Origin of the sequence: Pseudomonas sp. RA_15y_Pfl1_P11 (assembly GCF_963970975.1) — a bacterium.
GTDB classification, from domain to species: Bacteria; Pseudomonadota; Gammaproteobacteria; order Pseudomonadales; family Pseudomonadaceae; genus Aquipseudomonas; species Aquipseudomonas tritici.
In genome coordinates, this window is sequence record NZ_CAXAOY010000003.1 from 144,770 (window position 1) to 163,627 (window position 18,858).

The 18,858-nt window shown below is 59.8% G+C and carries 18 protein-coding genes, 1 other RNA gene and 1 pseudogene; 12 read left to right on the forward strand and 8 right to left on the reverse strand.

Going from position 1 to position 18,858, the window contains the following annotated elements; translation table 11 throughout:
* Positions 1 to 11: 11 nt before the first annotated feature.
* Genes AACY44_RS04750 through AACY44_RS04765 form a run of 4 tightly spaced genes read right to left on the reverse strand, consistent with a single transcriptional unit; the run spans position 12 to position 3,457 of the window.
* The gene (locus AACY44_RS04750) at positions 12 to 572 is read right to left on the reverse strand and encodes a PqiC family protein (RefSeq protein WP_339417562.1); all 561 of its coding nucleotides are present in this window, start codon (positions 570 to 572) and stop codon (positions 12 to 14) included.
* Between the two features lie 17 nt (positions 573 to 589).
* Complete coding sequence (locus tag AACY44_RS04755; RefSeq protein WP_339529867.1) at positions 590 to 2,245, reverse strand: PqiB family protein; 1,656 nt, start codon at positions 2,243 to 2,245, stop codon at positions 590 to 592.
* On the reverse strand, positions 2,226 to 2,870 hold the full coding sequence (locus AACY44_RS04760; protein WP_339417565.1) for a paraquat-inducible protein A: 645 nt from the start codon (positions 2,868 to 2,870) through the stop codon (positions 2,226 to 2,228). The genes AACY44_RS04755 and AACY44_RS04760 overlap by 20 nt, the downstream gene beginning before the upstream one ends.
* Positions 2,867 to 3,457, reverse strand: coding sequence for a paraquat-inducible protein A (locus AACY44_RS04765; RefSeq protein WP_339417567.1), 591 nt, complete (start codon positions 3,455 to 3,457; stop codon positions 2,867 to 2,869). The genes AACY44_RS04760 and AACY44_RS04765 overlap by 4 nt, the downstream gene beginning before the upstream one ends.
* Positions 3,458 to 3,619: 162 nt before the next feature.
* Here AACY44_RS04765 and AACY44_RS04770 point away from each other — a divergent pair, with 162 nt between their 5' ends.
* The 3 genes and pseudogenes from AACY44_RS04770 to AACY44_RS04780 all read left to right on the forward strand — a co-directional run.
* Positions 3,620 to 4,264, forward strand: coding sequence for an MBL fold metallo-hydrolase (locus AACY44_RS04770; RefSeq protein WP_339417568.1), 645 nt, complete (start codon positions 3,620 to 3,622; stop codon positions 4,262 to 4,264).
* A 191-nt stretch (positions 4,265 to 4,455) separates the two neighbouring features.
* The gene (locus AACY44_RS04775; RefSeq protein ID WP_339417569.1) at positions 4,456 to 5,229 is read left to right on the forward strand and encodes an OmpA family protein; all 774 of its coding nucleotides are present in this window, start codon (positions 4,456 to 4,458) and stop codon (positions 5,227 to 5,229) included.
* A gap of 267 nt (positions 5,230 to 5,496) precedes the next feature.
* A pseudogene (locus AACY44_RS04780) lies at positions 5,497 to 6,056 on the forward strand (IS4 family transposase); the annotation flags it as partial.
* Positions 6,057 to 6,181: 125 nt separating this feature from the next.
* Here the strand turns inward: AACY44_RS04780 and AACY44_RS04785 are convergent.
* From AACY44_RS04785 to AACY44_RS04800, 4 genes are all read right to left on the reverse strand, one after another.
* On the reverse strand, positions 6,182 to 6,763 hold the full coding sequence (locus AACY44_RS04785) for a BON domain-containing protein (RefSeq protein WP_065875057.1): 582 nt from the start codon (positions 6,761 to 6,763) through the stop codon (positions 6,182 to 6,184).
* Complete coding sequence (locus AACY44_RS04790) at positions 6,760 to 7,353, reverse strand: phosphoheptose isomerase (RefSeq protein WP_007904374.1); 594 nt, start codon at positions 7,351 to 7,353, stop codon at positions 6,760 to 6,762. The genes AACY44_RS04785 and AACY44_RS04790 overlap by 4 nt, the downstream gene beginning before the upstream one ends.
* A gap of 92 nt (positions 7,354 to 7,445) precedes the next feature.
* On the reverse strand, positions 7,446 to 7,817 hold the full coding sequence (locus AACY44_RS04795) for a YraN family protein (protein WP_061435353.1): 372 nt from the start codon (positions 7,815 to 7,817) through the stop codon (positions 7,446 to 7,448).
* The gene (locus AACY44_RS04800; RefSeq protein ID WP_339417571.1) at positions 7,817 to 9,628 is read right to left on the reverse strand and encodes a penicillin-binding protein activator; all 1,812 of its coding nucleotides are present in this window, start codon (positions 9,626 to 9,628) and stop codon (positions 7,817 to 7,819) included. The genes AACY44_RS04795 and AACY44_RS04800 overlap by 1 nt, the downstream gene beginning before the upstream one ends.
* 176 nt (positions 9,629 to 9,804) lie before the next feature.
* Here AACY44_RS04800 and rsmI point away from each other — a divergent pair, with 176 nt between their 5' ends.
* The 9 genes from rsmI to mraY all read left to right on the forward strand — a co-directional run bounded on the left by rsmI (position 9,805) and on the right by mraY (position 18,856).
* Positions 9,805 to 10,710, forward strand: a complete 906-nt coding sequence (gene rsmI, locus AACY44_RS04805; RefSeq protein WP_339417572.1) for a 16S rRNA (cytidine(1402)-2'-O)-methyltransferase — start codon at positions 9,805 to 9,807, stop codon at positions 10,708 to 10,710.
* Positions 10,711 to 10,806: 96 nt separating this feature from the next.
* Positions 10,807 to 11,160: RNase P RNA component class A (gene rnpB / locus AACY44_RS04810), an RNA gene on the forward strand.
* 353 nt (positions 11,161 to 11,513) lie between these two features.
* Entirely contained in the window at positions 11,514 to 11,969 is a 456-nt protein-coding gene (gene mraZ, locus AACY44_RS04815; RefSeq protein ID WP_339417574.1) for a division/cell wall cluster transcriptional repressor MraZ, read from the forward strand.
* On the forward strand, positions 11,966 to 12,913 hold the full coding sequence (rsmH, locus tag AACY44_RS04820) for a 16S rRNA (cytosine(1402)-N(4))-methyltransferase RsmH (RefSeq protein WP_370467843.1): 948 nt from the start codon (positions 11,966 to 11,968) through the stop codon (positions 12,911 to 12,913). The genes mraZ and rsmH overlap by 4 nt, the downstream gene beginning before the upstream one ends.
* Positions 12,910 to 13,203: a cell division protein FtsL gene (gene ftsL / locus AACY44_RS04825; RefSeq protein ID WP_339417576.1), complete on the forward strand. Its 294-nt coding sequence runs from the start codon at positions 12,910 to 12,912 to the stop codon at positions 13,201 to 13,203. The genes rsmH and ftsL overlap by 4 nt, the downstream gene beginning before the upstream one ends.
* Positions 13,203 to 14,945 carry a peptidoglycan D,D-transpeptidase FtsI family protein gene (locus AACY44_RS04830; RefSeq protein ID WP_339417606.1) on the forward strand — a complete coding sequence of 581 codons (1,743 nt, stop codon included), beginning with the start codon at positions 13,203 to 13,205 and terminating at the stop codon, positions 14,943 to 14,945. The genes ftsL and AACY44_RS04830 overlap by 1 nt, the downstream gene beginning before the upstream one ends.
* On the forward strand, positions 14,945 to 16,408 hold the full coding sequence (locus AACY44_RS04835; RefSeq protein ID WP_339417578.1) for a UDP-N-acetylmuramoyl-L-alanyl-D-glutamate--2,6-diaminopimelate ligase: 1,464 nt from the start codon (positions 14,945 to 14,947) through the stop codon (positions 16,406 to 16,408). The genes AACY44_RS04830 and AACY44_RS04835 overlap by 1 nt, the downstream gene beginning before the upstream one ends.
* Positions 16,401 to 17,774 (forward strand): UDP-N-acetylmuramoyl-tripeptide--D-alanyl-D-alanine ligase, encoded by a 1,374-nt coding sequence (locus AACY44_RS04840; RefSeq protein ID WP_339417580.1) that lies wholly within the window; start codon positions 16,401 to 16,403, stop codon positions 17,772 to 17,774. The genes AACY44_RS04835 and AACY44_RS04840 overlap by 8 nt, the downstream gene beginning before the upstream one ends.
* On the forward strand, positions 17,774 to 18,856 hold the full coding sequence (gene mraY, locus AACY44_RS04845) for a phospho-N-acetylmuramoyl-pentapeptide-transferase (RefSeq protein ID WP_065875052.1): 1,083 nt from the start codon (positions 17,774 to 17,776) through the stop codon (positions 18,854 to 18,856). Before AACY44_RS04840 ends, mraY begins: the two co-directional genes overlap by 1 nt.
* Positions 18,857 to 18,858: the final 2 nt, after the last annotated feature.

Sequence of the window (18,858 nt, forward strand, 5' to 3'; positions counted from 1 at the left end):
CCCTCCGACGTCTATGGCGCGCTTGGGCACTGGTTGGACGACCTGTCGACTGCCTGAAGAATCTGCGCCGCGAAGCGTTTGAGATTGTTCTGGTGGGCGAGCACCAGGTCGTCAATGCTCGCGCCGGCCGGCGACTGCAAGGTGGTGCGGCAGGTCAGTGGCGCGCGATCACTGCCGCTGGCTGACCGCAGACGCCATTTGACGTCGAGCAGTGCGTACTGGCCGGGCACGGAGTCAAAGCGCTGCACCTCAACGCGCAACAGCATGGGTTGCCGAGGGTTGCTGTTCGCCAATTGATCCACCAGCGCGCTCCTCAACTCATCCACCAGGCTGGCAGCCCACCACTGGGTGTCCAGGATCGCCACGCCACTGTTGCCTTGGCGAATCACTATCTGCGGACGGTCGACTTGTGGCGGCACACTGATACTTTCGATTTTTATCCCACCCGCGGCGGCCCCGGTGGTATTGCTCCACTGCGCCGGGGTCAGGGTATGAAAAGTAATCGGTGTACTGCTGCATGCCCCCAGCGCGAGCAATGCGCTGAGCAGGGTGATTTTCAACGTTAACGTCATGGCGCTTGCTCCACGGTTCATTTGCGCGGCGGCCCTTGCAGGTCCAACGGGGCGGCGTTGTCGGGGCGGCCGCGAATCAGTGATTCCGGGTGTCGGCCCAGGTAGTCCGATAGCTCGCGCAAGGAACGCGACATGCGACCCAGTTCATCCAGGGTCTGGGTCAGTTGCTCGCGTTGCGGTGAGTCTTCGGCCAGGGTCGAGTTGGCCGATTGCAACGTCTTGCTTACGTCAGCCAGGGTGTTCTGGACGCTGGGCAAGGTCTTGGCGTTGAACTGGGTCAGTCCTTTGCGCAATTCCACGAGGTTGCTGTCGAGGTTGCCGGCGATACGTTCGATCGGCAACTGGTTGATCTTGTTGACGATATTTTCGAATTTTTCCTGCAACTGTTCCAGGTTGCCAGGAATCGTGGGAATGCTGACCGGACGGGCTTTGGGATCGAACGCCACCTTCTCGGCTTTCGGGTAGAAGTCCAGGGCGATATACAACTGGCCGGTCAGCAAATTGCCGCTGCGCGCCTGGGCCCTCAGGCCGTTTTCGATAAACGAACCGATCAGGCGCACACCGGCGGCTTCGTCATTGGGGTCATGGTTCATCGTCTTGAGCAACTTGGTATGGGCCTGACCGAGCAATTGCGGGTAGATCACGATGCCGACGTTGAGCGGAAAGCTGCGCTTCTTCGCGTCGAAATCCAGGTTGATCGACACCACCTTGCCAAACGCGACGCCTAGGAATTCCACCGGTGCGCCGATCTTGAGCCCCCGCAGCGCCTGGTCGAAGCGCAGGCTCATGTATTGCCCCTGGCCATTGGGCGGGGCGAGGGCGGCGAGCTGATCGTCGAACAGTTCAAACGTGCGCTCTTCACCGGCCGGCTTGTCATTGGGGCTGTAAGGCGGTGCCAGGAAAGCGATACCGCCGACCAGCATGGACGACAGTGATTCGGTTTTCAGCGCGAAGCCATTGGCGCCCACACTCAGGTCAATGCCGCTGGCGTTCCAGAACCGCGTATTCTCGGTGACGTAGACATCGTTGGGCGCGTGCACGAACACCTCGATATCGACGCCCTTGCCTTCGGCATCCAGCTTGTACGCCACGACCTGGCCGACCTCGATTTTGCGGTAATACACCGGCGAGCCGATATCCAGCGAACCCAGGTTCTGCGCGTGCAGGGTGAAGCGTTTGCCCGGTTCGCCGTAAGTGATGGGCGGCGGGTTTTCCAGGCCGGTGAACTGTTTGGCGCGGGTGTCGGACTGGCCAATGTCGGCGCCGATGTAGTCGCCGGAGAGCAGGGTGTCGATGCCGGACACGCCGCCGGCGCCGATGCGCGGGCGTACCACCCAGAACTGCGAGTCGGCGCGAGTAAAGCTGTCGGCCTGCTTGGCCAGCTTTACGGTGGCGTTGACGTTTTTCTGGTCGTCACTCAAGGCCACTTCGGTCACTTGGCCGATCACCACGTTGCGGTATTTAACCTCGGTTTTATTCGCGGTCAGGCCACTGCCTGTCTTGAAACTAAGGATGATAGTCGGGCCTTGCTGGAGCACGCTGTGAACCACCAGTGAAATCCCCACTAACACCGCAACGATCGGTACGATCCAAACCAGCGATACGCTGAAACGCCGAGTCTTGACGGCCGGCGAGCCAGGGGATGGCGGGGTGTCAGGGGTGGGGGACGTCATCCGAGGTATCCTTGGTGTGTGGGGTTTCCCAGATCAGCCTCGGGTCGAAGCTCATGGCGGCCAGCATGGTAAACACCACCACCAGCCCGAAAAACAGAATGCCCAGGCGTGGCTCGATGGTGCCCAGGGCCTGGAACTTGACCAGCGCGGCCACCAGCGCAACCACGATCACGTCGAGCATGGACCAGTAGCCGATCAGTTCGACAAACCGAAACAGCTTCGAACGTTCCTTGCGCGCCCAGCGGCTGTTGCGCTGCACGGTGACCAGCAGCAGTGTCAATGACACAAACTTGATGCCCGGCACCGCGATGCTGGCGATGAAAATAATCAGCGCAATGTCCCACGCACCATGCTGCCAGAACTCCAGCACGCCGCTCATGATGGTGCTGTCCGCGCCTGAACCGAGCATGGTGGTGTTCATCACAGGCAGCAGGTTGGCCGGTACATAAAACACCAGCGCCGTCAGCATATAGGCCCAGGTACGGGTCAGCGAGTTGACTTTGCGCCGGTGCAGGGGGGCGTCACAGCGCTGGCATTCCGGCGCGCCGGTGCTGATGTCGGCAGACAGGCCGCAACTGTGGCACAGGCACAGGTTAAGCTCGCTGGCCGTCGGTGGCGGGTTCATACGGCGTCCCACAGATCGCGCACGTCACGACCGGCAATGCGGATCAGCAACAGGCTGAGCGCCGCCAGGGCAAATAGCCCGGTGCCGGGGATCACATCCAGCATACCGGCCAGCTTGAACACGGCCACCATCGCACCGAGCAGGCACACTTCCAGCATGCTCCAGGGTCTGAGCGCTTCCAGCCAGCGCATGCATAGCTTGAAGGCGGGAGAACGTCTGCCCGAGAGGGCGAAACTCAGCACCCAGGTCAGCAGCAATAGCTGAAACACCGGTGCGATGATGATGGAAATAGCGGCCACCAAGGCGATAAAGGTAATCGGCCCCAGGCTCAGCGCAACCACTGAATCCCACAGGGTGGCGCTGTTTTTCAGGCCTTGCAGGCTGATGCTCATCACCGGATAGAAATTGGCGAAAGTCCATAACACGGCGGCGGTAACGGTCAGGGCGAGACGTTGTTGTACTGACAGACCGTTGTAACGCTGGAGTACGCCCGCGCAGCGCACACAATGGGCTTTTTGATGTTTGGCGAGCGTGACTTTTTCGTACACACAGTCGCAGTGCTCGCAGATGATCAGCTGATTCGCCATGGGGCTCGCTCCAGCGCGGCGCGGTTGCGGTCTTGGATGGTTCTTTAATGGCGCTTGGAAAGCATAGCCGTTGGTACTCGGGACGCAATGCTCCCTTTCGGGTCAGGGGTGTCGTCAACCATACTCTGTGCCGAATATGCCATAGAGCCTGCTGGAGCACTGATGAATATTGAACACGCTGCAGTCATCCGCGAGACCTTTCCGGTCGGCCCTTTGCAGTGCAACTGCACCATCATCGGCGACCCGATCAGCAAAAAAGCCATCGTGGTCGACCCGGGTGGCAACCATGAGCTGATCCTGGCGCGCCTTGATGCATTGGGCCTCAAGGTCGTGAGCATTATCCACACCCATGCCCATCTCGATCACTTCCTGGCGTCCGGTCAGTTGAAAGAGAAGACCGGCGCCACGTTGCACTTGCACAAGGAAGATCAATTCCTCTGGGACAATCTGGAAATGCAATGCCAGATGTTTCGCGTTCCCTACACCCCGGTGCCTTCGCCTGATCGCTGGTTGGAAGATGATGAAGAATTGGCCTGCGGCTGCGGTGTGGCGTTGCACACACCGGGGCATACGCCGGGGTCGATGAGCTTTTGGTTTGCCGATGCCAAGCTGCTGATTGCGGGTGACACGCTATTTCGTCGCGGTATCGGGCGAACAGATTTGTGGGGCGGGGACCAGGCGACCATTGTGCGTTCGATCAAGCAGCGCTTGTATACCTTGGATGAGGGCGCGACGGTGGTGACCGGTCACGGCCCCGATACCCGGCTGGGTGATGAAATGCGCGAGAACCCTTTTGTGCGGGCGTAACGCAATAATTGCCAGGCAGGTGCTGTTCTATAGCAGGCACGCCTTGTCGGAAAAACTCAGGTCGTGTTCAGCGTGCGTCTGCTACGGTTTCTGTAGCCACGGAATTTTTACCGTTTGTCGCGTTCCAAACTCGGCACAGGTCCATTGCCAATGTCCTTTGCACCTTAGAATGCAAAAGTAGGAGCTCCCCCATGTTCACTTCGCGTCGTCTGCTTGTTGTTGCTACCGCTGTAGCCTTGTTGTCCGGCTGCGCATCACCTAACCCTTATGACGGCAGCAGCCAGGGACAGGCGAGTAACCAGTCCGGCGGTATGAGCAAGACCGCCAAGTACGGTGGCCTGGGTGCCCTGGCGGGTGCGTTGGCGGGCGCGGCCATCGACCATAACAACCGTGGCAAGGGCGCACTGATCGGTGCCGTGGTTGCGGGCGCCGGTGCTGCGGGCTATGGCTACTACGCCGACCAGCAGGAAAAGAAACTGCGTGAAAGCATGGCCAATACCGGTGTTGAAGTTCAGCGACAGGGCGACCAGATCAAGCTGATCATGCCGGGCAACATCACTTTCGCGACCAACTCGGACGCGATCTCCAGCAGCTTCTACCAGCCTCTGAACAACCTGGCCAACTCGCTCAAGCAGTTCAACCAGAATACCATTCAGATCGTTGGTTACACCGATAGCACCGGCAGCCGCCAGTTGAACATGGACCTGTCCCAGCGTCGTGCGCAGAGCGTGGCCAACTACCTGACGTCCCAGGGTGTCAATGGTGCCAACCTGACTGCACGCGGTGCCGGCCCGGATAACCCGATTGCCAGTAACGCAGACGTTAACGGCCGTGCCCAGAACCGTCGCGTTGAAGTGAACCTCGGTCCAATCCCAGGCCAGCAGTATGGCCAGCCAGGTGCCCAGCAACAGGCGCCACAGCAGAACAACCAGTTCCAGGGCAATCCGTACTCTCAATACCAATAAACGTTAATAAAAAAGGGCGCCATGCGGCTAATGCCGATCAGTTAAGCCTCATTGTTTGACCTTTGGCCGCAAGAAATCAAAATCCGATGCCTGAATAGGCGTCGGATTTTTTTATGCGTCTGGCTCTGGCATTGGAACTAGCCCACAACGTCGTCTCGACTCCCGATTCCCTCAAGGGATTGGATTCATGGCTTGATCCCTCTCTGGTCGAGCAGGCATTGCAACAGGCCGGTGTCGCCACCTTGTGCAAGCGGCGCTTATCGCAGCAACGAAATGAAGCTGGCAGAGCAACTGATCGACACCACGCCGGATCACTCGTTGACGTTGTTCGATCCCGGCTTTTACTCCCTGGGGTTGCTGCATCAGTGGCCGCAGGCCGGCACCGAGCGGCATTGGTTGATGCCGTTACGCAAAGGGGCGCAGTACGAAGTCATTCAGCGATTGGGCCGTCAGGATGCGGTGGTCTCGTTAAGCACTTCGCCGCAGGCCCGCAAGCAATGGCCGGGATTGCCGGAGCGACTGACCGCAAGGCTCCTGAGCAAAACCGTCAAGGGCAAGGTCTGTCAGACTTTGACGTCGATGGCCGACTCGCTGCGCTTCCCACCTGATGAAATCGTCGACCTGTACAGCCATCGCCGGGAGATCGAATTAGGGTTCCGGGAGATGAAACAGACACTGCTCAACAGCAGCTACATGCTGGGTAGCAAGACGCCCGAGATGATCGGCCAAGAGTTGTGGGGGAGGTGCTGGGCTACAACCTGTTGCGTTATCAGATGGTGGGAATGAGCCGCCATTGTCCGGGCATCCATCCGTGCGAACTGAGCTTCACCGCGTGTACTTGTGCTATCCGGCTGAAATCGCCGAAGTACCCGATCAAAAACAAAAATGCCAGTCAGCTTAACTGACTGGCATTACGCCATGCGGCGGCCTTTTTTGTGGCTGCGTGTTCAGGTCAATCGATGTACTCGAAGACCTTGACGATTTTTTGCACGCCGGACACACCCTGCACCAGATTGGATGCACGGGTTGCTTCCGCCTGGGTCAGCAGGCCCATCAGGTAAACGATGCCGTTGTCGGTGACGACCTTGATGCGCGAACCAGGGATCGCGTTATCAGTGAGCATCTGCGCCTTGATCTTGGTGGTCAGCAGGGCGTCATTACTGATGGCCAGCAGAGTGATCGGTTCCATCACCTGCAACTCGTTGTGCACCTTCTTCACGCGCTGCACAGCGGCAGCGGCTTGCTCGGCCTGGGCCTTGAGGTCGGCGCGTGGTGTCTGGCCTGCTAGCAGCACGACGCCGTTGAAGCTGGTGACAACAATGCGTGATGCGCCGTTGCCCAGGTCGGTCGCGGCCTTGGCGACGTTGACTTCGACCTTGGTTTCGATCAGCGAGTCATCGATCTTGCTGCCGAAGGTACGGGTGCCCTTGTCGTCCTGAATAGGGGTGTCACGTGTTGCGGTGATGGCCGTGCTGCAGCCGCTGATAGCGAGGCACAGGGTAATGGCCAAAAGGCTGAGGCGGTTAACGGTCATTCTTCACTCCCAAACAGTTGGCTGTCGATCAGATCGCACAGGCAGTGGATCGCCAGCAGGTGGACTTCCTGAATACGTGCGGTGACATTGGCCGGGACGCGAATCTCCACGTCTTCCGGCAGCAGCAACGAGGCCATGCCGCCACCATCGCGTCCGGTCAATGCTACGACAATCATTTCGCGATCATGTGCGGCCTGGATCGCTTGAATAATATTCGCCGAGTTGCCGCTGGTGGAAATCGCCAGCAGCACGTCACCCGGTTGGCCCAGGGCGCGGATCTGCTTGGAGAAGATTTCGTTGTAGCTGTAGTCGTTGGCGATCGAGGTGATCGTCGACGAGTCGGTGGTCAAGGCAATGGCCGGCAGGCTCGGGCGTTCACGTTCGAAACGGTTGAGCAGCTCCGACGAAAAATGCTGGGCATCGCCGGCCGAACCGCCGTTGCCGCACGAGAGCATTTTGCCCTCGTTGAGCAGGGCATTGACCATGACCTGACTGGCTTGCTCGATGTGCGGTGCAAGTACGTCCATCGCCTGTTGCTTGGTGTCGATGCTGGCCTGGAAAAGCTGGCGAATTCGGGATTGCATGTCCATCTGTGTGACCTTAAGTAGCGCGGCTGTTTGGCACAGGAATGTGTAGCCCGCAAAGCAAAGAGCAAAAGTGTGTGGTGAAGATGTCCGGCGAATCAGCTGTCGAAGGCATTTTTAAGCCAGTTCAGATCAGCCTGACCAGACGGTGTGCTTTCTATGGCAACCACATCGAAACGGCAGGGGGCGTCGGCCCAGCGATGCTCTTTTTGCAGGAAAAACTGCGCCGCGAGTATCAGTTTCTGACGCTTGCGCCCGTCGATACTGGCGAGCGCGCCACCCCATTGTGCGTGTTTTCTGTAGCGGACCTCGACGAATACTACTGTATCGCCGTCAAGCATGACCAGATCAAGCTCGCCGCGTTTGCACAACCAGTTCTGCGCCAGTAGGCGCAGACCCTGCTGTTGCAAGTGTTTCAATGCTTGAAGTTCGGCGTCCTTGCCGCTTTGTGCGCTGGACCGCTCGGGCATCAGCGCGGGGTGTCCGGCAGGCGCTGGATCCCGCCACCGACGAACTTGGCCCATGGCAGCTGGCGATCAACGCGCTGGTTGGTGCTGATGCCCAGGTTGCCCGAAAGGCCGTCAACACGGGTATCCGGCAATGCCTTGAGTTGGCCCAGGCGCGGCGCCAGGCGGTAGGCATCGACGCCCATCGCATACAGGCGGCCCAGGCTGCCATTGGCTTGCGGCCATTGGGCAGCAACCTGGTTGCGCAGAGGATCGGTGGTGTTGAGCAGCCAAGGGGTTTCGCAGAACATCACGTTAGTCATGTCCAGGTACTGGTTCTTGTCGCCGCTGGCGCTGAACACGTGGGACGTGGCGTACACCGGCAAATCACCGGCGTATTGGAAGTTCAGGGTCGGCTTGATCTGCTGGGCCAGCTGCGGGGTCACGGCCAGGAAGATGAACTCGATGTCCTGGCGACGCGAGGGTTGCGCGGCTACGTCGGTGCCGACGGTGCTTTGCAGGCTCTTGGCGCGGCCTTCGCTTTTACGCAGTTGGAGCAGTTCGGCAATTTGCTGGGCGAGGGCGACTGGCTGGTCGACATACTCGACACCCATCGCCGTGCCGCCATTGGCTTCCCAATCCTGGCGGAAGGCCTTGTAGACACGCTCGCCCCACTCACCACGTGGCACCATCGCCGCAGCGCGATGCAGGCCGTCGGCACGTGCGCGGCGCGATACTTCGCGGGCTTCGTCTTCAGCAGCCAGGCCGAACTGGAACAGCTGCGGCGGGCCTTGGTCAGTCTCGCTGTAGTTCAGCGCCAGGGTGGTAATCGGCAACTGCGCACGTGCACTGAGCTGTTTGACCAGTGGTTTTTCCAGCGGACCGACCACCAGTTGCACGCCTGCGGCCTGGGCCTTGGCGTAGAACTCATCAATGGAGGTCAGGCGCGAGCTGTCATAGAACTCGATGACTGGCGGCTTCTGCCCGGCTTGTTCAGCCTGGTAGTGCGCAGCCATGAAACCCTCGCGCAGTGCTTTGCCGACGGCGGCCAGCGGGCCGTCTTGGGGCAGCAGCAGGGCAATCTTGGTCAGGGGCTGGCTGGCCAGCTCCTTGAGTTTGATCAGCGGCGACGGCAGTTGCACGGCGGCTGGGTGGCCCGGGTTCTGTGCACGCCAGGTGTCGATCGCGGCTTGTTGTTGCTCCAGCGTACCGGCGCCCTTGACCGACTGGGCGAGGGTGATCCAGCCGTCCAGCACTGGGTTCCCGCTGGCTTGCAGCTGTTCGGCCGGCAGGGCGCCAATCAGTGCCCAGATGGCTTCGTGGTTGCTGTTGGCGGCATCGCCAGTGAGCAGCGGGGCCATGGCAACACGCTCACGCGCAGCCGCCAGGGTCTGGCCATCGGCCTCATAAGCACGGGCGTGCACGCTGCCTGTGCGGATCTGCTGTTCAGGCGGCAGGTCCTTCAGGTTTTGCAGGCTCGGGTGGTTCAGGGCGGTCAAGGCGGCCTTGGGCTGGTTGCGTGCCATGGCCAATTCGGCGGCCAGGGTGCTCGCAAAAACCTGCGGGGCTGGCTTGAGGATATCCAGGGGCACCTGCGCCAGAATCTGCGCCGAGCGCCCTGAGTTGTTCTGTTTGTAGGCCATGTCTGCCGCACTCAGGCGCAGCATGGCGGCCTTTTCTGGCGTGTTGGCAGTCGTGGCCTGTTCGAGCAGTTGCTCGATACTGGCGTCCGGAGTCCGTGGAAGGTCGCCAAGGCTGGACGAGGGCGAGCTGGCGCAAGCGGCCAGCAAGGCAGCGAGGCAGAGGGCGGAGAGCAGCCGCAGGCAAGCGATCATGTAAGTGTTCCTGATACCGATCAAATAAGCGTGGAATTGTACCCAAGCACTGGCCCAGGCGCGATGTTAGTGGCGTGAAACTGTCAATTTAGGTCGTGCAAATGTTGCTACCGGCGACTAACGGCTGAAACGGCATCGACCTTGATGGCATATTTTCAAGGCGCCTACGCGCTACAATGCCGCTTTTGCCAACCATCGAGGTGTGCGTTTTGACTGCTCCAGGTCCTTTGAATTCCACTTCAGGCTCGCTTTTTGTCGTGGCGACGCCCATTGGCAACCTGGACGACATCAGTGCGCGGGCGCTTAAGGTGTTGCGCGACGTCAAATTGGTCGCGGCTGAAGACACGCGGCACTCCCAGCGATTAATGCAGCATTTTGGTATCAGCACCCCACTTGCGGCCTGCCATGAACATAATGAGCGCGAAGAGGGCAGTCGTTTTATCGTGCGCCTGTTGGCCGGCGACGATGTGGCGCTGATCTCCGACGCGGGTACGCCGCTGATTTCCGACCCAGGCTACCATCTGGTGCGCCAGGCACGGGCTGCGGGTATCAATGTAGTGCCTGTTCCGGGGGCGTGCGCGCTGATCGCCGCATTGTCGGCGGCAGGTTTGCCCTCCGACCGTTTTATCTTCGAAGGTTTTCTGCCGGCCAAGGCCGTGGGCCGTCGCGCGCGTCTTCAGGCGTTGAAGGAAGAACCGCGCACCCTGATCTTTTACGAGGCCCCACACCGCATCCTTGAATGCCTGCAAGACATGGAGCTGGTGTTTGGCGGCGAACGCCTGGCACTGCTGGCCCGTGAGCTGACCAAGACCTTTGAAACACTAAAGGGCCTGCCTTTGGAAGCGCTGCGCGGGTTTGTCGAGGGCGACAGCAATCAACAGCGCGGCGAGTGCGTTGTGCTGGTGGCGGGCTGGACGGCGCCGGAGGATGAAGACGCCGTGGGCAGCGAGGCGATGCGCATCCTTGACCTGCTGCTCAAGGAAATGCCCCTCAAGCGTGCTGCGGCCCTGGCGGCGGAAATTACCGGCGTTCGCAAGAACCTCTTGTACCAGGCTGCGCTGGATAAACAGAAAGCCGAATAGTTTTGGGCTAAAACCTGTATTCCGTCTGAACGTGATGGCAATTCTGAACTTTTATTACTTGTCCTAAGTCCGCCGTGCCGTTAACCTTCGCGGCGGAGAGTCGATTGGACAGTCGCTGCCTTCTATGAAAATTAGGAGGGGGAGGAAAGTCCGGGCTCCATAGGGCGAAGTGCCAGGTAATGCCTGGGAGGCGTGAGCCTACGGAAAGTGCCACAGAAAATAACCGCCTAAGCGCTTCGGTGCCGGTAAGGGTGAAAAGGTGCGGTAAGAGCGCACCGCACGACTGGCAACAGTTCGTGGCTAGGTAAACCCCACTTGGAGCAAGACCAAATAGGGTCCCAAGGCGTGGCCCGCGCTGGGACCGGGTAGGTTGCTAAAGGTGTCCAGTGATGGCCATCGTAGACGAATGACTGTTCAAGACAGAACCCGGCTTACAGATCGACTCTCCACCTTTTTTCTTCTGTCTGAATCTCGGGCGGAAACCGGTAGTAACGCAAGAATCCCTCCCTGCCAAATCATTGGCAGATGCATCTTCGTAATACCAAAAAAATCTTACTCTTAATAAATCACTTTAACTTTAAGCCATAGCTCTTTGAGCTATCTGCGCTTGTTGAGCCAAAAATACCGACGAACTCGGGTTTCTCCTCCGTTTACGCTCCTAAATCTCCGTTCTGTAAGGCTTTTCCTTGAATCCGCGCCTTGACGGTGTGGTGGGCGCATTCCTATAGTGTGCGCAAGTGGCGGAAAGTGGCACAAAGTGGGTTTTTTGAACGTAAAACGCTAAAATTTGGAGAAACGCATCTGTGTTTCGCGGAGCTAATGCAATCAGTCTCGATGCAAAAGGCCGTCTCGCTATGCCGAGCCGGTATCGTGACGAGCTGATTTCGCGAAGTTCCGGGCAGTTAATCATCACCATCGATGCCGTTGACCCTTGTTTATGTGTTTATCCGCTCGATGAGTGGGAGTTGATTGAAACCAAGCTGCGCGCCCTGCCTTCATTGCGTGAAGAAAACCGCCGCCTGCAGCGTTTGCTGATTGGTAATGCCGTCGACCTTGAACTCGATGGCAGCGGTCGCTTCCTGGTGCCTGCGCGTTTGCGCGAGTACGCCAAGCTGGATAAGCGCGCAATGCTGGTCGGCCAACTGAACAAGTTCCAATTGTGGGACGAAGATGCTTGGGATGCTGTTTCTGCAGCAGACCTGGCTGCTATTCAACAACCGGGCGCTATGCCTGATGAACTGCGTGATTTGATCCTGTGACTATTGATAGCGGCTTTAACCACATCACCGTACTGCTTGACGAAGCCGTTGAGGCTCTCGCCGTACGCGCGGATGGCTGCTATTTGGATGGCACTTTCGGCAGGGGCGGGCATAGTCGGTTGATCCTCAGCCAGCTTGGGTCGGACGGTAAACTCCTCGGGTTTGACAAAGACCCCCAAGCGATTGCCACCGGGCAAGCGCTAGCGGCCGAAGACGGCCGCTTTGTCGTTGTGCAGCGTAGCTTTGCCGAACTGGGCGCTGAAGTCGCCGAGCGCGGCATGGCGGGCAAGGTGGCCGGGATTTTGCTCGACCTGGGCGTGTCTTCGCCACAGCTCGACGACCCGGAGCGCGGCTTCAGTTTCATGAACGACGGCCCGCTCGACATGCGCATGGACCCCACGCGTGGCGTCAGTGCTGCACAGTTCATCGCCACCGCACCCGTGGAAGAAATCGCCCGTGTGTTCAAGGAATACGGTGAAGAACGCTTCGCCGGTCGCATGGCCCGTGCCGTGGTCGAGCGTCGCGAAATCCAGCCATTCGAGCGCACCGCTGATCTCGCCGAAGTACTGAAAGTCGCCAACCCCGCGTGGGAAAAAGGCAAGAACCCGGCGACCCGTGCGTTCCAAGGCTTGCGTATTCACGTCAATAACGAATTGGGCGACCTGGAGGCCGGCCTCGAAGCTGCCCTCGAGGCGCTGGAAGTGGGCGGTCGACTTGTTGTGATCAGCTTCCACTCCCTGGAAGACCGTATCGTCAAACTGTTCATGCGTCGCCTGGTCAAGGGTGAGTCCGACAACCTGCCGCGCAACCTGCCGGTACGTTTCGACGCCTTTGTGCCGAAAATCAAAATCCATGGCAAGCCGCAGTTCGCTTCCGAGGCCGAACTCAAGGCTAACCCACGTTCCCGCAGTGCCGTCATGCGCGTCGCGGAGAAGTTACGGTGAGCAAGCTTTTTGCCAAGCCTCTTCCGGGCGGCAGCTTCTTCATGATGCTGTTGTACGTTGGCGTGCTGGTGTCCGCGATTGCGGTGTCCTACAGCGCGCACTACAACCGTCAATTGCTCAATACCCTGTACGGGGAATTGAGTGTGCGGGACAAGGCGCAAGCCGAGTGGGGCCGGCTCATCCTGGAGCAAAGCACCTGGACTGCCCATAGTCGCATCGAAGTGCTGGCCACCGAACAGTTGAAAATGCACATCCCCGGCGCGGCCGAAGTTCGCATGGTGACGCCATGATGAAGCTCGAAGGCGCACTCTACCCATGGCGCTTCCGCCTGGTGGTGGGGTTGCTGGCATTGATGGTGGGTGCGATCGCCTGGCGGATCATTGATCTGCAAGTGATCGACCGTGAGTTCCTGATCAGCCAGGGCGATGCACGTAGTCTGCGGCATATTCCGATTCCTGCGCACCGCGGCCTGATCACCGACCGTAATGGCGAGCCTTTGGCCGTCAGCACCCCGGTGACTACCCTGTGGGCAAACCCCAAGGAACTGCAGGTGGCCAAGGACCGTTGGCCAGCGCTTGCCGCTGCCCTCGGCCAAGACCCGAAAGCCTTGGCCCAGCGTCTGGAAGCGCAAGCCAACAAAGAATTCATCTACCTGGTTCGCGGCCTCACCCCCGAACAGGGCCAGCAAGTGCTCGATCTTAAAGTCCCCGGTGTCTACGGCATCGAGGAATTCCGTCGTTTCTACCCGGCGGGTGAAACCACCGCGCACATGGTCGGCTTTACCGACATCGATGACCACGGCCGAGAAGGTGTGGAACTCGCCTACGATGAATGGCTCGCCGGAGTTCCCGGCAAGCGACAAGTCATCAAGGATCGGCGCGGGAGGTTGATCAAGGATGTCCAGGTCACCAAAAACGCCAAGGCCGGTAAGCCCTTGGCGTTGTCGATTGACCTGCGCCTGCAATACCTGGCCAACCGCGAGCTGCGTAACGCGATCATCGAGAACGGCGCCAAGGCCGGCAGCCTGGTGATCATGGACGTGAAGACCGGCGAGATCCTTGCCATGGTCAACCAGCCGACCTACAACCCCAACAACCGTCGCAACCTGCAACCGGCGATGATGCGCAACCGCGCGATGATCGACGTGTTCGAACCAGGTTCGACCATGAAAGCCATCTCGATGAGTGCCGCCCTGGAAACCGGACGCTGGAAACCCAGCGACAAGGTCGAGGTGTACCCAGGCACCTTGCAGCTGGGAAAATACACCATTCGCGACGTATCGCGCTCCGAAGGTCCTGTGCTGGATTTGACAGGTATCCTGATCAACTCCAGTAACGTGGGCATGAGTAAGGTCGCCTTCGATATTGGTGGCGAAACCATTTACCACCTGGCGCAGAAGCTCGGTTTGGGCCAACCCACCGGCCTGGATTTCCCTGGCGAACGTGTGGGCAACCTGCCTAACTATCGCGACTGGAAAAAGGCCGAGACCGCCACACTTTCCTACGGCTACGGCCTGTCGGTGACGGCGATCCAACTGGCCCATGCTTTCTCTGTATTGGCAAATAATGGCCGGATGGTTCCACTGAGCCTGATCCACATCGACGAAGCGCCGAAAGCCACCCAGGTCATCCCGGAAAACGTCGCCAAGACCATCCAAGGCATGCTGCAACAAGTGATCGAAGCACCGCGCGGTGTATTCCGTGCCCAAGTGCCGGCGTATCACGTGGCCGGCAAGTCGGGTACCGCGCGCAAGACATCGGTCGGCACCAGGGGCTACGCCGAAAACTCCTACCGTTCGTTGTTCGCCGGCTTCGGTCCGATGAGCGACCCACGCTACGCCATCGTCGTCGTGATCGATGAGCCGAGCAAAGCGGGCTACTTCGGCGGCCTGGTATCGGCGCCGGTGTTCAGCAAAGTGATGTCCGGCACCCTGCGCCTGATGAACATCACGCCGGACAACCTGCCGCCGACTCAACAAGCGAGCGCCGGACCACCGACCGCTGCTGTAAAAGCCAATGGAGGGCGCGGCTGATGTCTCTTAGCCTGAACAAGATTTTTGCCCACGCTGGTCGCGATTTGTTGATTCGCGAGTTGAGCCTGGACAGTCGTAGTGTGCGTGCCGGTGACCTGTTCCTGGCCGTGCCTGGCGGTAAATTCGATGGCCGCGCGCATATCGCAGACGCGTTGCAGCGTGGTGCAGCCGCCGTGGCTTACGAAGTGGAAGGCGCTACCGTGCTGCCGATCACTGACGTGCCATTGATTCCGGTCAAAGGCCTGGCTGCGCAATTGTCCGACATTGCCGGCCGCTTCTATGGCGACCCGAGCCGCCAGCTCAATCTGGTCGGCGTGACCGGTACCAACGGAAAGACCAGCGTGACCCAATTGGTCGCCCAGGCCCTTGACCTGCTCGGCCAGCATTGCGGCATTGTTGGCACCTTGGGCACCGGTTTCTACGGCGCGCTGCACAGCGGCCTGCACACCACGCCAAACCCGATCGCCGTGCAAGCGACCCTGGCCGACCTGAAAAAGGCCGGTGCCAAGGCGGTTGCGATGGAAGTGTCGTCCCATGGCCTGGACCAGGGGCGCGTCACCGCGCTGGCGTTTGATGTGGCGGTGATGACCAACCTGTCCCGTGATCACCTGGACTACCACGGCACCATGGAAGCCTACGCGGCAGCCAAGGCCAAGCTGTTTGCCTGGAATGACCTCAAGTGCCGGGTCGTGAACCTGGACGACGCGTTTGGTCGCCAACTGGCAGCCGAAGACCGTGAATCGCGCCTGATCAGCTACAGCCTGGAAGACTCCAGCGCTTACCTGTATTGCCGCGAAGCCCAATTCAATGACGAAGGCGTGCGCGCCACCTTGGTTACACCGCAAGGCGAACACCATTTACGCAGCACCTTGCTCGGTCGCTTCAACCTGAGCAACGTACTCGCCGCTATCGGCGCGTTGCTCGGCCTGGACTACGCCCTGGACGAAATCCTGCGCGTACTGCCCAAGCTGGAGGGGCCGGCCGGTCGCATGCAGCGCCTGGGTGGCGGCACGCAGCCGTTGGTGGTGGTCGATTACGCCCACACGCCAGACGCTTTGGAAAAAGTACTGATGGCCCTGCGTCCGCACGCCAAGGGCAAATTGCTATGTCTGTTTGGTTGCGGCGGCGATCGCGATCGCGGCAAACGCCCGCTGATGGCCGACATTGTCGAACGCCTGGCTGATGGTGTGCTCGTCACCGACGACAACCCACGCAGCGAGGACCCGAGCCAGATTTTTGACGACATCCGTGTTGGCTTCAAAGAGGCGTCCAAGGTCACTTTCGTTGCCGGTCGCGGCGCCGCTATCGCCCAACTGATCGCCAGCGCCAGCGCTGACGACGTGGTCGTGCTGGCCGGCAAAGGTCACGAGGACTACCAGGAAATCAACGGCGAGCGGCATGCCTTCTCCGATCTGCTCGAGGCTGAGCATGCCTTGACGGCCTGGGAGGTCGCTCATGCTTAAAGCGATGACGTTCAGCGAACTTGCCCAGGCGCTGTCGGCCCGTGTGTTGTCGGGCGATTGCAGTTTCGACGGCGTCAGTATCGACAGCCGCGCCATCACGCCGGGGCAACTGTTTGTTGCCCTGACCGGTCCGCGTTTCGACGGTCATGACTACCTGAACGACGTCGCCGCCAAAGGCGCCGTCGGCGCGTTGGTGCAGCACGAAGTCGCCGACTCCACCTTGCCGCAATTGCTGGTCGCCGATACCCGTCTGGCCTTGGGCCAGCTGGGCGCGTTGAACCGCGCCGCCTTTGTTGATAAGCCGGTTGCAGCCATCACCGGCTCCAGCGGTAAGACCACGGTCAAGGAACTGCTTGCCGGTGTGCTGCGCACGCGCGGGCCGGTCCTTGCCACACGTGGCAACCTGAACAATGATTTCGGCGCTCCGCTGACCCTGCTTGAACTCGCCCCGGAACACACCGCGGCTGTGATCGAACTGGGCGCTTCGCGCGTCGGTGAAATTGCCTACACCGTGACCTTGACCAAGCCTCACGTGGCAATCATCAACAATGCCGGTACCGCCCACGTCGGCGAGTTCGGTGGCCCGGAAAAAATCGTCCAAGCCAAAGGTGAAATCCTTGAGGGCCTGGATGCGTCGGGCACTGCTGTTCTGAATCTTGACGACAAGGCTTTCGAAACCTGGCGGGTACGCGCTGCCGGGCGCAAGGTCCTGACGTTTGCCGTGCTGAATGCAGCGGCCGATTTCCATGCCTCCAACATCACGGTCGATGCGCGTGGATGCCCGTCCTTTACCTTGCATACTCCGCAAGGCAGTGAGCACGTTCAGTTGAACCTGCTGGGCAACCACAACGTCGCCAACGCCTTGGCCGCCGCCGCTGCTGCTTACGCCTTGGGCGTATCGTTGTTCGGTATCGCCACCGGGTTGGGCGCGGTGCAGCCGGTCAAGGGCCGCACTGTGGCGCAGTTGGCCACCAACGGCATGCGCGTGATTGATGACACGTACAACGCCAACCAATCCTCGGTCTGCGCCGCCATTGACCTGCTCAAAGGCTTTGACGGTCGCAAGGTACTGGTGCTGGGTGATATCGCCGAACTGGGCGAGTGGGCCGAACAGTCGCACCGTGAAGTCGGTGCGTATGCCGCAGGCAACGTTGACGCGCTCTACGCCGTCGGCCCGAACATGGCTCACGCGGTAAACAGCTTTGGTTCCGGCGCGCGGCATTTCGCGACCCAGGCCGAGCTGATCCAGGCGCTGACGGCGGCTGAACAAGACAAACACACAACCATTTTGATCAAGGGATCGCGCAGCGCGGTGATGGAAAACGTCGTCGCGGCCTTGTGTGGCTCAAGTACGGAGAAACATTAATGCTGCTGCTGCTGGCTGAGTATCTGCAACAGTTCCACAAAGGCTTCGCGGTCTTTCAGTACCTGACCCTGCGCGGGATCCTGGGTGTGCTGACCGCGCTGTCTCTGTCACTGTTTTTGGGGCCGTGGATGATCCGCACCCTGCAGAACCTGCAAATTGGTCAATCGGTTCGCAATGACGGCCCGCAGTCGCACCTGTCCAAATCCGGCACGCCGACCATGGGCGGCGCGCTGATCCTCTCGTCCATCGGCATCAGCACCTTGCTGTGGGCTGACCTGCACAACCGTTATGTCTGGACTGTGCTGCTGGTGACCTTGTTGTTCGGCGCCATCGGCTGGGTGGATGACTACCGCAAGGTGATCGAGAAAAACTCCAAGGGGCTGCCGAGCCGCTGGAAGTATTTCTGGCAATCGGTGTTCGGCCTGGGCGCAGCGATTTTCCTGTTCATGACGGCGCCGAGCGCCGTCGAGACCACCTTGATCATCCCAATGCTCAAGGACGCCAGCATTCCACTGGGCATCGGCTTTGTGGTGCTGACCTATTTCGTGATCGTTGGCTCAAGCAACGCGGTGAACCTGACTGACGGCCTCGACGGCCTGGCGATCATGCCGACGGTGATGGTCGGCGGTGCGCTCGGCATCTTCTGCTACCTGTCGGGTAACGTGAAATTCGCTGAATACCTGCTGATCCCTTACGTACCGGGCGCGGGTGAGTTGATCGTGTTCTGCGGCGCGCTGATCGGTGCTGGCCTGGGGTTCCTGTGGTTCAACACCTACCCGGCACAAGTCTTCATGGGCGACGTCGGCGCACTGGCACTGGGCGCGGCCCTGGGCACCATCGCGGTGATCGTTCGCCAGGAAATCGTGTTGTTCATCATGGGCGGTGTGTTCGTGATGGAAACCCTGTCGGTGGTCATCCAGGTGGCCTCCTTCAAATTGACCGGGCGTCGTGTGTTCCGCATGGCGCCGATTCACCACCACTTTGAACTCAAGGGCTGGCCCGAGCCGCGCGTGATTGTCCGTTTCTGGATCATCACCGTGATTCTGGTCCTGGTCGGCCTTGCCACCCTGAAACTGAGGTAGAA